Genomic DNA, 15,167 nt, shown 5'->3' with positions numbered 1-15,167 from the left:
AGCATATTTACCCAAATATTTGCTATTATAAAAACAACTTTTCCTATAAAAAATCTTATGCCATCACCTAAGATTATTGAACTTGAACAAATATTACAAACTTACTCCATTGAAGATAAACAATGGTTATTACAACAGTTAATTCAACAACTGGGATTAGATAATCAAGAAAAACCACCAGTAAATTATAAACAACAAGCAAAAGGGATTATTGCAGAAACTATCAGTGAAGTTTTAGCTTTATCCAATGACTGTGAAGGGCAAGTTTGGCAAAAATTTTATGCAGCTAGTGGAAGAATATCGGAAAAATTAAATGAATCGGATTTCTTATAATGTCTGATCAAAAATTTGATTCACCAATACTTTTAGTTATCATTAAAATTTAAATAAGATCAGATTCGGTTAAATCTGCTTGTTTCATCAAACTTTTTAGAAGTCCGATTTTCAAATCTTCATTACCATGAATTGGTATAGAAATACTGATGTTATCTTTTTTAAAACGATGATGACTGCCTTTCACTCTGATTAATTGCCATCCGTTCTTTACCAGTATTTCTGATAATTTTTTACCTGATATTGCTTTCATACAGTTAATTCCACTACTCTGTCAGAAGAGCTAAGATTTTCTGGTTCATCCTCTGCATATAAACTGATTACTTCTTTAAGATTCTCTAATACTTCTTCAATGGTTTCTCCTTGAGTGTAACATCCATGAAAAATTGGTACTTCAGCCCAATAACCGCCTTCTTCGGCTGTATGAATTATTGCTTTAATTTTCATAGTTGAACCTCTTCAAAATAATATCGTTGTTGGACAATGTATTATATTTTGGGTAAAATAGCAAATTGTGGTCTTAATTCCGTTTTACCCAAATAATACTCTAATAGAAAAGTTAGAATTTACGCTACTAAAGAAATACGCTCTTCTCCTTTTTCAAGAATAAGACGATAACCACAAGATTGAACTATCTGTAAAAAATTACTAATGTTCATATCTTTTTGCTGACCAGAACAAATATCTTGAATAATAGCAGGAGGAATATTAACTTCTTCAGCTAATTGAGCAATGGATATATGGTCATTCTCCATAATAGAGATTAACAATTCAGATAGCAAAAACTCCTGATATCCTGCTGCAAATTTAGCTTTAAAATCGGGATTTTGCATCATTCTATCAAAAGTTGATAGTTCTTCAATTTTCTTCATAATATGCTCCTTATTGGTTACGTTTAATATAATCATTCATATAGTTGATAGCTTTTTCTTTCTGGTTTTTTGGTAATTTTTGTTGTTTTTTCTCAAAAGCATTGGTAACAATAATTTTTTGACCAGTAAGAGGATGTTTGAAAAGTGTTATTCCGTAATTTTCATCACATTGCTACCCCCCTTAGTCCCCCCTTGTAAAGGGGGGAAACAATAAAAATCCAGTTCCCTCCCCTTTACAAGGGGAGGGTTAGGGTGGGGTAAAAAATATTTGATACATCAACCATAACTTTTCAAACACCCTCTAAAGAAGAAGCATAAAAATCGATCTGGTTGTGGTTTAAAAGCGTAGATTTTATCTCCTTCATTACGAAATTGCTCTTTATTACTTATTTGACCAAAATCACCAATTCGTTTGACTAAAAATAAAAATCTTAATTGTTGTTTTTCATCTAGTCTATTAAAATACTCTTGAGCATTGCTTTGACCATTTTCATCAAAATACCACTCCAACTGAAACACTGAACCAACATAAATTAAATATTCTTTAGTCATACAAGTCCTATTATAGCAAACACGCCAGGGAATAAATTCCCTGTCTCATAGCTCAAGTCCGTTTTAACGGACTAATAAATTTTCCCAGTATTTAGTCATCAAAAGATGACTTTCGCCATTAGTAAAGGACTTGAGTTCCTTGCGGGATAGAGATTTTACCTTAAGTTGAATTAAAACTCAATATTCTCTCCGCGCCTCTGCGCCTCTGCGTGCAAAAAAAAACAGCCGCCCCCTTACGGAAGCGACCATTATTTAAAACTAAGAAAAGATTTTAGTAGTCGTAATCTCCGCCACCCATACCACCAGCACCAGCAGGAGCGCCGTCTTTAGGTTCAGGTTTGTCAACAATGATACATTCGGTTGTCAACACCATACCAGCGATAGAAGCAGCGTTTTGCAAAGCAGAACGAGTTACCTTAGCGGGGTCAACAATACCAGCTTCCAACATATCAACGAATTCGTTGGTAGAAGCATTGAAACCAATGTTGAAATCCTTCTCTTTCACTCTTTCCGCAATTACAGCGCCGTTTTGACCAGCGTTTTCGGCAATTCTCTTCAGAGGAGCAGGTAAAGCCCGAACAACGATTAAAGCACCAGTCAACTCTTCATCCTTGAGGTTGATGTGCGCCCAAGCTTCCAATACAGGAGCTAGGTGAGCTAAGGTTGTACCACCACCGGGAACAATACCTTCTTCTACAGCAGCCTTGGTAGCGTTAATAGCATCTTCCAAGCGCAGCTTCTTGTCCTTCATTTCGGTTTCGGTAGCTGCACCAACTTTAACAACAGCTACACCACCGGACAATTTAGCCAAACGCTCTTGCAGTTTTTCTTTGTCGTAAGAAGATTCGGTTTCTTCCATCTGACGACGGATTTGTTCGCAACGAGCCTTCACAGCAGCTTCATTACCTTCGGCAACAATTGTGGTGCTGTCTTTGGTAATGGTGATGCGACGAGCTTTACCTAAGCTTTCTAGTTTGGTTGTATCTAGTTTCAACCCAGCGTCTTCGGTGATCAGTTGACCACCAGTTAAGACGGAAATATCTTCTAGCATAGCCTTACGGCGATCGCCAAAACCAGGAGCTTTCACAGCAGCCACGTTAAGGACACCGCGTAAACGGTTAACTACCAAAGTTGCCAAAGCTTCTTTTTCAATGTCTTCAGCAATAATTACCAAAGGACGACCGGAACGAGCTACTTGTTCGAGGACAGGAACTAAATCTTGTACCAAAGCAATTTTCTTGTCAGTTAACAAGATATAAGGCTCATCGAAAACGGTTTCCATCCGTTCTGCATCGGTAGCGAAGTAAGGGGAAATATAACCCTTGTCAAAGCGCATACCTTCGGTGATTTCCAATTCGGTGGTCATAGACTTCCCTTCTTCTAGGGAAATTACGCCTTCTTTACCCACCTTGTCCATAGCTTGAGCAATCATGCTACCGACTTCTTCGTCGTTACCAGCAGAAATTGCCGCAACTTGGGCGATCGCCTTAGAATCTTCTACAGGGCGAGCGTGTTCAGCAATTTTTTCGACTAAAAACGCAGATGCTTTATCAATACCGCGTTTCAATAAAATTGCATTAGCACCAGCCGCAACGTTCCGCAAGCCTTCTTTAACAATAGCGTGAGCCAAAACGGTAGCTGTGGTTGTACCATCACCAGCAGCGTCATTGGTTTTGGAAGCAGCTTGACGAATTAGAGCTACACCAGTATTTTCGATGTGGTCTTCTAATTCAATTTCCTTAGCGATGGTGACACCATCATTCACGATTTGTGGAGCGCCGAATTTCTTCTCTAGAACCACGTTACGACCCTTTGGACCAAGGGTAACAGCTACAGCTTCAGCGAGAATATCAATACCACGCTCTAGAGCGCGACGGGCGTTTTCGTTGTAAATAATGCGCTTTGCCATAATAAGTCTAAATCCCGGTAGTAAATTAATTAAATTTTGCGAAGAATTGGTGAATGGTGAGCAGGTAATTAGGAAAACTCCTTACCCATCACCCAGTCCCAATTAGTTAACAATCGCTAAAATGTCTTTTTCAGAAAGGAGTACATATTCATCTGTACCCAGCTTGATATCAGTGCCAGCGTACTTGGAGTACAACACTTTATCGCCAACATTAATATCCATTGTTTGACGAGTACCGTCGTCATTGCGCTTGCCAGGACCAACAGCGGCGATTTCGCCTACTTGGGGTTTTTCCTGGGCATTATCGGGCAAATACAAACCGCCTGCGGTTTTTTCTTGGGGGGCGCTCACTTTGATGAAAACGCGATCGCCCAGGGGCTTAACGGTGGAAACGCTTAGAGATACAGCTGCCATACAAAATTTCTTGCTAAATTAGCACTCTCGACTCATGAGTGCTAATTTAGCTTTATCTATGCCCCAATAGCAATCATGGCTTGTGTACGGGTTTCCGAACTAAGATTAGGGTGGCGATACTTAAGTGCAAATATCCAATTATTTTAGTTGTCAGGGTTTGTTGCGTAAGTAATGAATATTTTGATATGGACAACTTTATTTGCAAACTTGGGAAATTGTTATAGAACTGTAATCAGGGATCTACTCAATGAGTAACATCACAATGATCCACAAACAGTCATCTCATCCCTAAAACTACTAGGGAACAGGGAACAGGGAACAGGGAACAGGGAACATTACCAATTACCCATTACCCATTACCTAAAACAGATAAATGCTCAATTCTGTTATAAATCGGCTAGTCTAGAACTTGGTAATGTTGTTAACAAGGACTGGGAGAGCGATCAATCCATCAGTTAACACATAGTTATTCCATAGACATCTTCACAGCCCAAGTCAAAAACTTGCGTGTTTGTTGTTCTAGAACGATAATAGTAGTTTACCTAGATGGGGTCTGGTATCGCCAATTAAATCCAGAAGTCATTAGAGTAGGTCATCCAAGACCAGTAGATTGGCAACGAGTATGGTGAAGAAATCTATATTTTTAACCCATACTTGTCCAAAAGATTCCCCGGTTGATTTTGAACCTCTAAATAGAGGCTTCACATCCGAAGGATAAGTAAAGCAGCAGTATACCAATGAAAGCGCGGGCGAGTTTTGAGCTAGGGTCATCTTGAAAAATACTGACTTGTGATTATTCACAATGACAATAATTTTATCAGGGTTTTCAGCCTGCAACTTTCAAATGGATCTATAATAGCGCATTATAAAGACTACTGCTATACGTATCCTTACTAGACTTTTTCCATTCACTTGCAAGTCTGTTGAAAGTAACTAACACTTTTAAGACTTCGGGGAGTTAAAGTAAGTTAAGTGGGAAAAAAGACAACATCCGAAGTCATCCAACATACGGGATAACTATATCAATACCTTAATGGATCGAAGCGCAAGAAGTGCCACTGTTATGAAAGAACCCAGCATGAAAGACCACAAACGACTTCTACTTATTGATGATGACCCTAACCTCATCTTGCTGGTGAAGGATTACTTAGAGTTTCGGGGCTATGAAGTCATCACGGCTGCAAATGGCAGAGAAGCTCTGGATCTTCTAGAAACCGAAGTTCCAGATATGATCATCTGTGACGTGATGATGCCGGAAATGGACGGATACACTTTTGTCGAGGAAGTCCGCAAGACTGAACGAACTAGTTGGATTCCCGTTCTTTTCCTCTCAGCTAAAGGTCAAAGTGCAGACCGAGTTAAGGGGTTAAATAAAGGTGCTGACGTATATATGATCAAGCCCTTTGAACCTGAAGAACTCGTAGCACAAGTAGAATCCTCACTCAAGCAAACTGTGCGTTGGAAAGAACATCAAACCAAGGGCGGGGACAGCGGCTCTCGCATCCAAGTTCCTTTCGATGTCCAGTTAACCCCAACGGAACTAAAAGTAGTCCAGTTTGTCGCTAGGGGTTTAGCAAACCGCGAAATCGCTGAAGAATTAAATGTCAGTCAGCGAACTGTTGAAAGCCATGTGTCCAATATGTTGGGCAAAACCAATCTCCACAACCGTACTGAATTAGCACGTTGGGCGATTGAAAATCAAATGGCTTAAACAATTTTAGATTTTGGATTTTAGATTTTGGATGATTTATCTAAGGTCTAAAGTCCAAAATTTCTGATTGTGGATTGGGGAAAATTACGCTGGCTGCGGAAAATCTACATCTTCATAAAGTTGTCTCATTGTTTCCGCAAAGCTAATGCTGTGTAATTGAAATGAAGTTTCTTCTCCTACATAAGACTGTAATACCCAAAATCCATCTTGATTGCGGCGGAAAGATTCAACTCTCGGTTTTTTTGTATTAATTAAAATATATTCTTGTAAAGTTTCTATAGTTTGATAATCAGCGAATTTGTCACCTCGATCAAATCTTTCGGTAGAATCAGATAAAACTTCGATTATTAAACAAGGAAATCTTTTATATCCTAGTGTTTCTTGATCACGGTTATCGCAAGTTACCATAATATCAGGATAAAAAAATCTATTTAAAGATTCAATTCTGGCTTTCATATCAGAAATATATACTCGACGACCAGAACCACGCACATGATTACGCAGTAGTGCAAACAAGTTTCCAGCAATGGTAATATGAGCGTCTAATGCGCCAGCCATTGCGTAAATATATCCATCAATATATTCATGCTTGACGGGGCTGTTTTCTTCTAATTCTAAATATTCTTCTGGAGTGATGTAGATTTGGGGAGAAGCAACCATATTTAAAACCTCACAAATTAAGATGTAGGCTTAACACTTGCTATAGCGGTTATTGGTTGGATGAAATACAATCGAGGGCGCAGTCCCTGCGCCCCTACAGGGTTTTCGATTTACTGACTGTATCTCATTCGAGTGCATACCGCCATATTGATACTAAGTTAGGCATCTACAATAAATTATAGAACTAAAAAATTAGTTTAATCAAATCAAGTTGCAAAATTAAATTGAAAGTGGTTTTACCAAAAAACTAATAGTTCTCGTTGCTGCCATAAAATTAGCATTCCACTGAACAAAACAAAGGAGATAACCAGTCGCCGGAATTGTTTTTCACTGATTTTTTGCAAAACTAAATGTCCCAACCAGTTTCCAGGTATAGCAGCCAAACCAAGGACAATTCCATAACCAATATATGGCAATTTGAAAGCACCCAAAAAACTATAGACAAAAATCTTGACAATATGAACAATCACTCGATTTGTTGCCTGAGTTGCTAGTAATTCTTCTTTTTGTAAGCCATAGTTAATATAAAGTGGAGCTAATACAGGACCCATACTCCCTATTAATCCAGAGAAAAAAGCATAGGCGAAACCTGCTGGTAAAAAGTACCAAGCTTTGACTGAAAAAGATTTTTCTTCATTTTTAAAAAAGTAACTAGTAGCTGAAAAAATCAGAAATATAGCAACTAAAATACTTAACCAATCTAATTTAAGTTTTGTTAGTGTAAAAGCTCCCAAAATTCCGCCAAAAATTGCTCCTGGTAACTCCCATTTAACAACATCCCAATTAATTTTTTGCCAATACACAAATACTCTTTCACTGTTTCCAAATAGCCCACTAATAGTAATTACGGGAGCAATAGCTACAGCCCCTAGAAATATACTTACAATGGGCATAAGGATTAATGCACTTCCACCACCTGCTAGTAAACTGACAAACCATCCTACAATTCCAGCTAATGCTAACCAAAATATTGTCATAAATATTGAATAATATGTTAAACCGAATAAATCAGGCACTTGATTTTTACTCTACCCTATAAATGATTGATAACTCTCAGACAATACAGGGTTGGCATGGTCAACTTAACTTAGTTTATGCTCATCGCCGAGATTCCACTCAGTTAATTTATAACCACCATCAAGCCCCATTAAAGGTACAACGCCCCTTTTACCCGGAAGGACAAGAAATTTGTCATAGTGTGATTTTACACACTGCTGGGGGCATTGTGGGGGGCGATCGCCTATCCTCTCATATTCACCTCCAACCCTATACAAATGTCTTGATTACTACAGCCGCTGCTGCTAAAATATATCGTAGTAATGGCTTACAAGCAAGACAAACCGTAAATATCCAAGTTGATGCTCATGCTTGTTTAGAATATTTGCCCCAAGAAACAATTTTATTTAATGGAGCAATTTACCGCCAAGATTTGCGGGTAGAATTAGCTCCAGGTGCGAGTTATTTAGGCTGGGAAATTACGAGATTTGGTAGAAGTGCTAGGGGCGAAAAGTTTTTAGAGGGAGAGATGCGATCGCACACGGAAATCTGGCAAAATGATATTCCCTTATGGATTGATAGACAAATCGTTCCCGGTAACGAAAAAGTATTTCACAGTCCTCATGGTTTAAGAGAACATCCCGTTGTTGGTAGTTTTATTTGTGTTGGTTTTCCTCTATCTCCAGAAATCATCAACCAAGCACGTTCTTTAATTATTCAAAACTCTGATGCTGGGGTAACTCGCTTACAACATGGATTTTTGTGCCGATATCGTGGTAATTCTACATCTGAAGTCAGGAGTTGGTTTACAAATATTTGGCAAATGTTACGAGTATCTTGTCTAAATCGTGGTAATTGTATTCCTAGAGTCTGGCAAATTTAAACGAACCACAGAGACGCAGAGAACGCAGAGGAGAGAACAATGCAGCTTACACCCCAAGAAAAAGATAAATTATTAATTTTTACTGCTGCTTTAGTAGCGGAAAGAAGGAAAAATAGAGGTTTAAAATTGAATTATCCTGAAGCAGTCGCTTTTATTTCTGCGGCGATTTTGGAAGGTGCAAGAGATGGTCAAACTGTGGCAGATTTAATGAGTTATGGCACAACATTATTAACTCGTGATGATGTCATGGAAGGTGTACCAGAAATGATTCATGATGTTCAAGTAGAAGCCACATTTCCTGATGGGACAAAGTTAGTTACTGTACATAATCCAATTCGGTAGAAATGATTAAGATAGGAGAAAGTGCAAATCAAGGAAAAACAACATGAGATTAACATCAGTTAATATTCAAGGTTATCGGCCTTTCAGAAATTTTGAAGCCCAGTTACAACCACTAGAAATTATTGTTGGTGCTAATGGTGCGGGGAAATCAAGTTTGTTTGAATTTCTCAAATTTTTGCGAGATAGTCTTTATCAAGATATCCCTCCAGAAATTATTTCTGGTTCTATTGGTCAGCAGATTTTTCATATTCCAGGACTAGCTAAGTTCCAATGGGACATTGAAATTGATACAGGTCTTCCAACTGGTATTAGATATCTGGGAGAACTTATGGGTCCGGTTGGTCGAACTCAAGTTTCCTACGAAAGAGTAGAATCATCTCAACCTTTTAGTGATAGATACAGTAGTCCATACATATATATGGATATTCAAGGTAATAAAGGTGTAATTAGAGAACCTGGAGAAACAGGATTTACAACATTAACATCAGATAAATTAACACAGGATATTGCTTTAAAGCGTTCTAATCAACTGACGCTAAATGCAATGACAAATCCATCACTGGAAGCATTATATAACTTACGTGAATATATTCGTGATTGGAGATTTTATAGTTCCTTCAATATAGCAAGTCAGAAAATTCGTCAATCAGTTCCCATTGAACAAGAACCGATTTTACATGAAAATGCAGGTAATTTAAGTTCAGTTCTTTTTTCCTTAATGACTGAACATCGTCCAGCATTTGATGAATTACAACAACATTTACGTTCTGTAATTCCTGGCTTTAAAGGTTTAACAGTAAAAGCACGTGGTGGACCAGGAGAAGTGATCGCTTTTTGGCGAGAATCAGGTGTTGATGATGAGTTAAGTCTTGCTGATTTATCAGATGGAATTTTGCGTTTGATTTGCTGGATTTGTTTATGTGTACACCCAAATCCACCATCTTTAATTTGTATTGATGAACCGGACCAAGGTGTTCATCCTCGGACATTACCTGTTTTGGCTGCTTTATTTGAAAAAGCCTCTGAACGCACTCAAATTTTATTAGCAACGCATTCGTCTTATTTTCTCACACAATTTGATATTTCGCAAATTGCTGTACTCAGAAAAGAAAAAGGGGAAGCAAAATTTATTAAACCTGGTAATTCTCCGGTATTAATTGATATGCTTGATGATTTTGGTGCAGATGAATTAGAACAATTACACCGTAGCGATGAATTAGAGAGACTTCCATGAAAGTTGAAATTTATGTAGAGGGGACATCTGATAAATATGCAATGGAGGCACTATTAGCACCTTTAATTGACCAGAAATTACAGCAAGGTATTAGTATCAAATTTTTTGCAGTTAAGGGAAATGATAATGATAAAGGAGGAGATGCTAAGAAAGATTTATTAACAAAGACACCAACTAAAGCAGTCAATATTATCTGCAATCAGCCAGATTCAATTGTGGTAATTATGCCAGACCTATATCCCAAAAATAAAGGCTTTGAACATGAAACAATTGAAGAACTAGAAAATGGGATTTCAAATACGTTCAATCAGGTATTAGAGTCTAAAGGAATTAATGATAATCGCTTAAAAGAGCGTTTTCGAGGTTTTTGCTTTAAACATGATTTAGAATCCTTAATTTTGGCTGCTGAATCCCAACTAATGAGTATACTTGGTGTTAATTCTCTTGCTGTAAAATGGATAACACCAGTTGAGGAACAAAATCATAATATTCCACCGAAAGATATTGTAGAAAAAATATTTCGAGAATGTGGTAAAAAATATAAAGGTTCTGTGGATGCACGCAGAATATTAGAAAGTGCAAGATATCAAGATATAGCCGAACTATGCCCTCAAGCATTCAAACCATTTGTACAATTCTTAGAAAATTTGGCAATATAAATTAAAAGAGGAAAAACTCAATTATGATACCAGGCGAAATCATTACCCCATCTGGAGAAATCGAATTAAATGCAGGTCGTCCCACGACTAAAATAATAGTGGCAAATACAGGAGACAGACCAATTCAAATAGGATCACATTTTCACTTTTATGAAGTCAATACCGCTTTAAACTTCGACAGAGAAAAAACACGAGGAATGAGATTAGATATTCCCGCCGGCACAGCCGTCAGATTTGAACCAGGAGACGAAAAAGAAATAACATTAATTCCCCTAGTTGGTAGTCGTCAAATCTACGGCTTCAACAACAAAATTGATGGAAACCTCTAAAACTCTCTCTGCGCCTCTGCGCCTCTGCGTGATAAAAAAAAGGATAAACTATGACATACAAAATGAACCGCCAAGCCTACGCCGAAACCTACGGACCAACAGTAGGCGATAAAATTAGATTAGCAGATACCGAACTATTTATAGAAGTAGAAAGAGACTTCACAACCTACGGTGATGAAGTAAAATTTGGTGGCGGAAAAGTCATCAGAGATGGCATGGGACAATCTCCTATTTCTAATCAGGATGGGGCTGTAGATTTAGTGATTACAAATGCTTTAATCCTCGATTGGTGGGGAATTGTCAAAGCAGATATTGGCATTAAAGAGGGGAAAATTTACAAAATTGGTAAAGCCGGCAATCCCTATATTCAAGACAATATAGATATTATCATTGGACCGGGAACAGAAGCTTTAGCCGGTGAGGGAATGATTCTGACGGCGGGGGGAATTGATACCCACATCCATTTTATCTGTCCTCAACAAATTGAAGTCGCTATTGCTTCCGGTATTACTACCATGATTGGTGGTGGTACAGGACCAGCTACGGGAACAAATGCCACGACTTGTACCCCTGGACCTTGGAATATGTATCGAATGTTGCAAGCTGCTGACGCATTCCCTGTTAACTTAGGATTTTTAGGAAAAGGTAATACCAGTCAACCTCAAGGGTTAATAGAACAAATTGAAGCCGGGGCGATGGGATTGAAACTCCATGAAGATTGGGGAACAAATCCAGCCACAATTGATACTTGTTTAACCGTTGCTGATGAATATGATGTGCAAGTAGCAATTCATACTGATACTCTAAACGAAGCCGGCTTTGTGGAAGATACAATTGCCGCTTTTAAGCATCGTGCTATTCACACCTACCATACAGAAGGGGCTGGAGGAGGACACGCACCAGATATTATTAAGGTTTGTGGACAAAGTAACGTTTTGCCATCTTCTACTAATCCTACCCGTCCTTACACTGTCAATACTCTAGATGAACATTTAGATATGTTGATGGTATGTCATCACCTAGATGCAGCTATTCCTGAAGATGTATCTTTTGCTGAATCCCGTATCCGTCGAGAAACGATCGCTGCGGAAGACATTCTTCACGATTTAGGCGCGTTTAGTATGATTGCTTCCGACTCCCAAGCAATGGGGCGTGTCGGTGAGGTAATCATTCGGACTTGGCAAACGGCACATAAAATGAAGGTGCAAAGGGGAAGCCTTGCTGGTGATAGTCATGCCGATAATTTACGAGCTAAACGTTATGTTGCTAAATATACAATTAATCCGGCAATAACTCATGGTATCTCTGAATATGTGGGGTCGGTAGAAGCGGGAAAATTAGCCGATTTGTGTTTGTGGAAACCTGCTTTTTTTGGTGTCAAACCGGAAATTGTGATTAAAGGTGGCATGATTGCTTGGTCACAGATGGGTGACGCTAATGCTAGTATTCCCACACCCCAACCTGTATATATGCGACCGATGTTTGGCAGTTTTGCGGGTGCTAGAAATGCGACATCATTAACTTTTGTGTCTCAAGCTGCTTTGTCCAGAGAAATTCCTCAACAATTAAAATTAGGGAAGTTAGCGATCGCAGTTTCAGGAACTCGTCAAATCACTAAGCGAGATATGAAATTAAATGATGCTTTACCCGAAATTGAAGTAGATCCAGAAACCTACGAAGTTCGCGCAGATGGTGAATTATTAACTTGTGAACCAGCAACCATTTTACCAATGGCACAAAGATACTTTCTGTTTTAGAAACCCTCCAGATTGAGAATTATTTTATTTCCCAAATTTTGAGTTCCTAATCAACATTTAAGATATCACCGCTGATAATCTAAGTAGGTGAATACAATAAAAATTGGTGTCAACTTAAGCTACAGATAGATAGGTTATTTGTTTGGCTGAGATCCCCGCCCAGAAACGCCATGCTATCATTCCCAGGCGGGTTTTACAGGAATATTCGGTAAGCATAAAGCTCAGTGGCTAAAGCCGCTGAGAGTGTCCTTATTTGAGAATAGGGCGATCGCCTTATCAGTGGCTTGTTTAAGATTCCGAAAACAGACAATATTTCCCTGAGAGTGTCAATAGGTATTTTGGGTTGAGAAAGTCATCAGGTCTGCAACTTAATCAATTGTCCGAGATTTCCACGGTAATGGATCAACAGATTGTCCGTTCACATACAAACCCCAGTGTAAGTGCGGTCCAGTAGATGCACCAGTTGAACCGACTGCACCAATTTTTTGCCCTGCTTGCACAAAATCACCTTCCTTGACATCTATACGACTTAGGTGCATGAAAATGCTGATAACTCCCTGACCGTGATCAATGCCTACTACATTACCATGAACCCGGAATCCTTGGGATACTTTACCCACTAAAGCAACTCGTCCAGCCGCTGGGGTAATTACGGTTGAACCCACTGCACCTGCGTAGTCTTGTCCACGATGGTAGTAGTCTTTGGCAAATTCACCATTGTAGTAACGACGGACTCCATATTTAGTGGATGTTCTCCCAGCATTGGGGGTAAGAAAAGCACCATTCCAATATTTTTCTGGTGTCTGTAGGGCTTTTAATTCTTTTACGCGCTTAAGTTCGTACTCGGTAGCATTAACTCCAGCTTTTCCAGGTGGTAGGGTAATCCGTTGAACGGGAAATTGGCGATCGCGCACCTTTACTGATAAATTTTGTTCTTGTCCATTTTCGGAAACTTTAATGGTTCTCACTCCAGCCTTTTCTAAGGGAGTTGTAGGCACAAAAGAACGATATTTACGAGGTGCAATTTCAAAGGCTGGATATATTTTTTCCCCCACTGTTACAGTAGGATTGCTGGTTTTTTCTGGGGTATTTGCCTCAATGACAACGGAAATTGTATCTCCCAATTGAGGATTTTTAGGTAATACTTGTACTTCTAAAGCCTTTGCTGATGAGATTAAAGCAATGGGAAAAGCAGCAATTATGCCTATAAACATTTTGGCAGGGTTGATAATACTAAAACCTGACAATTTATTCTCTGGATTAATAGGGTTACGGATGATAGTCATAGGCTGATCAACAAATTTTTTGCGGCTGTTAATTAACAGACTAATTTATTTTAGTTAATGTTTCCCCTCAAGGTTAATAAATAAGTAAGTAGGTTGGCGTTGAAAATTGTCGTTATGGCAAGGCAAAAGGCAAAAGGCAAGAGGCAAGAGGCAAGAGTGAAGAGGGTTTGGGCGATTTTACGTTTATTTACACAGTTTGGTTTTATTGTGTTCACCTACTTAGTCTGGCAAAATAAATTGTATATTTGGAGAGGAAATAGGTAACAGATCAGAAATATAGAGATTTTTGTGTCCTCAGTGAGTTATAATTACGGTATAAACTGGAAATTAAATTATGAATTATTAACAATACTATTGCCAAAGCCCTGAAACCCTATTGATATAGTCACGATTTTCTTGGGTTTCAGACATATTTTGGAAAATTGGCAATAGTATTGATTAAGCTCCCATACCTGAATATTTTTTCAGTCCTCTGCGCCATAAAAAACGATTGGCACCAAAAAATATAAGAAACCAACCTGAGATTGATAGAAATCCTCTGGTTAAATCTACAGGTAGTCCTACTAAAATACTAGCTGGAAAATTAATCATATAAGGAAAAGGTGTGAACATAACTATGTTTCTAATATTTTCTGGAAAAACATCTAAAGGTGCTATCAAACCTGATAAAAATACAAAAAACAACAACCATAAATTTTCCAAAGCTGCGGCTCTTTCTGTCCAAAATGCAAACATAGCAAAGGTATATTGAATGATAAATCTTAAAGCAAAAACCATAATTACTGCTAAGATAAATAGAAATAAGTTAGTTATACTTGGCAACCAAAAGGCTTGAGGATAGAGAACAAAAAAGAGTGCTGCTAAAAGCAATACAAAAGGCATTCTAGCGACTCTTTCAGCCAGATGGTTGGCAACATGGTGCCAAACTGGATCTAAAGGCTGTAATAATTTTGGCGAAAGTTTACCTTCTAATACTTCTTTTTCAAAATCATAAATTACCCAGACAACGGTGATTTGCCTAGCCAGAAAAACTGCGAAAAAATATCGAGCGAAGTCTACAGATTTAAAAGCAAATTTACCACTATCAGCAGCTTGCATCCAAATACCCATCATGATAATTGGTAAAGAACCAGCTAAAACCCAGAAGATTAATTCGGATCTATATTCCAGCAGATTAGCATAATATACTGATAGCAAAGTTAAGGATTTTTTAACAATTTTGTTCATAGT

The 15,167-nt window shown here is 38.3% G+C and carries 19 protein-coding genes; 8 read left to right on the top strand and 11 right to left on the bottom strand.

Features of this window, described 5'->3' with window-relative positions; translation table 11 throughout:
* Positions 1-57 precede the first annotated feature (57 nt).
* A complete protein-coding gene (locus NG743_RS12580) occupies positions 58-333 on the top strand; it encodes a hypothetical protein (protein WP_257122066.1) in 276 nt (91 codons plus the stop codon).
* A gap of 49 nt (positions 334-382) precedes the next feature.
* Here the strand turns inward: NG743_RS12580 and NG743_RS12575 are convergent, their stop codons facing one another.
* The 7 genes from NG743_RS12575 to groES form a co-directional block, all read right to left on the bottom strand.
* Positions 383-586, bottom strand: a complete 204-nt coding sequence (locus NG743_RS12575; protein ID WP_039202315.1) for a type II toxin-antitoxin system HicA family toxin — start codon at positions 584-586, stop codon at positions 383-385.
* Complete coding sequence (locus NG743_RS12570; RefSeq protein WP_039202316.1) at positions 583-780, bottom strand: type II toxin-antitoxin system HicB family antitoxin; 198 nt, start codon at positions 778-780, stop codon at positions 583-585. The genes NG743_RS12575 and NG743_RS12570 overlap by 4 nt, the downstream gene beginning before the upstream one ends.
* 119 nt (positions 781-899) lie before the next feature.
* Positions 900-1,205, bottom strand: coding sequence for a hypothetical protein (locus NG743_RS12565; protein WP_257122065.1), 306 nt, complete (start codon positions 1,203-1,205; stop codon positions 900-902).
* Positions 1,206-1,215: 10 nt separating this feature from the next.
* Positions 1,216-1,317 carry a hypothetical protein gene (locus NG743_RS26900; RefSeq protein WP_371316539.1) on the bottom strand — a complete coding sequence of 34 codons (102 nt, stop codon included), beginning with the start codon at positions 1,315-1,317 and terminating at the stop codon, positions 1,216-1,218.
* 164 nt (positions 1,318-1,481) lie between these two features.
* Positions 1,482-1,757: a hypothetical protein gene (locus NG743_RS12560; protein ID WP_257122064.1), complete on the bottom strand. Its 276-nt coding sequence runs from the start codon at positions 1,755-1,757 to the stop codon at positions 1,482-1,484.
* Positions 1,758-2,028: 271 nt separating this feature from the next.
* Positions 2,029-3,666: a chaperonin GroEL gene (gene groL / locus NG743_RS12555; protein ID WP_027403126.1), complete on the bottom strand. Its 1,638-nt coding sequence runs from the start codon at positions 3,664-3,666 to the stop codon at positions 2,029-2,031.
* A 102-nt stretch (positions 3,667-3,768) separates the two neighbouring features.
* Complete coding sequence (gene groES / locus NG743_RS12550) at positions 3,769-4,080, bottom strand: co-chaperone GroES (protein WP_027403125.1); 312 nt, start codon at positions 4,078-4,080, stop codon at positions 3,769-3,771.
* Between the two features lie 1,033 nt (positions 4,081-5,113).
* Between groES and NG743_RS12545 the strand changes: the two genes are divergently transcribed.
* Positions 5,114-5,791: a response regulator transcription factor gene (locus tag NG743_RS12545; RefSeq protein ID WP_027403124.1), complete on the top strand. Its 678-nt coding sequence runs from the start codon at positions 5,114-5,116 to the stop codon at positions 5,789-5,791.
* A gap of 84 nt (positions 5,792-5,875) precedes the next feature.
* On the opposite strand, the gene NG743_RS12540 is transcribed toward NG743_RS12545, so the two are convergent.
* Positions 5,876-6,451: a Uma2 family endonuclease gene (locus NG743_RS12540; RefSeq protein ID WP_257122063.1), complete on the bottom strand. Its 576-nt coding sequence runs from the start codon at positions 6,449-6,451 to the stop codon at positions 5,876-5,878.
* Positions 6,452-6,687: 236 nt separating this feature from the next.
* On the bottom strand, positions 6,688-7,428 hold the full coding sequence (locus tag NG743_RS12535; protein WP_027403122.1) for a sulfite exporter TauE/SafE family protein: 741 nt from the start codon (positions 7,426-7,428) through the stop codon (positions 6,688-6,690).
* A gap of 62 nt (positions 7,429-7,490) precedes the next feature.
* Between NG743_RS12535 and NG743_RS12530 the strand changes: the two genes are divergently transcribed.
* From NG743_RS12530 to ureC, 6 genes are read left to right on the top strand one after another with little or no spacing between them, the layout of a single operon-like run.
* On the top strand, positions 7,491-8,330 hold the full coding sequence (locus NG743_RS12530; protein ID WP_027403121.1) for an urease accessory protein UreD: 840 nt from the start codon (positions 7,491-7,493) through the stop codon (positions 8,328-8,330).
* Between the two features lie 39 nt (positions 8,331-8,369).
* On the top strand, positions 8,370-8,672 hold the full coding sequence (gene ureA, locus NG743_RS12525; RefSeq protein WP_027403120.1) for an urease subunit gamma: 303 nt from the start codon (positions 8,370-8,372) through the stop codon (positions 8,670-8,672).
* 43 nt (positions 8,673-8,715) lie between these two features.
* Complete coding sequence (locus tag NG743_RS12520) at positions 8,716-9,906, top strand: AAA family ATPase (RefSeq protein WP_027403119.1); 1,191 nt, start codon at positions 8,716-8,718, stop codon at positions 9,904-9,906.
* A complete protein-coding gene (locus tag NG743_RS12515; RefSeq protein WP_257122062.1) occupies positions 9,903-10,565 on the top strand; it encodes a DUF4276 family protein in 663 nt (220 codons plus the stop codon). The genes NG743_RS12520 and NG743_RS12515 overlap by 4 nt, the downstream gene beginning before the upstream one ends.
* 23 nt (positions 10,566-10,588) lie before the next feature.
* Positions 10,589-10,894 carry an urease subunit beta gene (locus tag NG743_RS12510; RefSeq protein ID WP_039202051.1) on the top strand — a complete coding sequence of 102 codons (306 nt, stop codon included), beginning with the start codon at positions 10,589-10,591 and terminating at the stop codon, positions 10,892-10,894.
* Positions 10,895-10,944: 50 nt separating this feature from the next.
* Positions 10,945-12,651, top strand: a complete 1,707-nt coding sequence (gene ureC, locus NG743_RS12505; protein ID WP_027403116.1) for an urease subunit alpha — start codon at positions 10,945-10,947, stop codon at positions 12,649-12,651.
* 368 nt (positions 12,652-13,019) lie between these two features.
* On the opposite strand, the gene NG743_RS12500 is transcribed toward ureC, so the two are convergent.
* Together NG743_RS12500 and NG743_RS12495 are read right to left on the bottom strand one after the other, a co-directional pair.
* Entirely contained in the window at positions 13,020-13,937 is a 918-nt protein-coding gene (locus NG743_RS12500; protein WP_027403115.1) for a M23 family metallopeptidase, read from the bottom strand.
* 438 nt (positions 13,938-14,375) lie between these two features.
* Positions 14,376-15,164, bottom strand: a complete 789-nt coding sequence (locus NG743_RS12495; RefSeq protein WP_027403114.1) for an ABC transporter permease — start codon at positions 15,162-15,164, stop codon at positions 14,376-14,378.
* Positions 15,165-15,167: the final 3 nt, after the last annotated feature.

The organism is Dolichospermum heterosporum TAC447 (genome assembly GCF_024584745.1).
GTDB lineage: Bacteria > Cyanobacteriota > Cyanobacteriia > Cyanobacteriales > Nostocaceae > Dolichospermum > Dolichospermum heterosporum.
The sequence above is the reverse complement of the archived record's forward strand: the minus strand, read 5'-3'. Positions and strand labels throughout refer to the sequence as shown.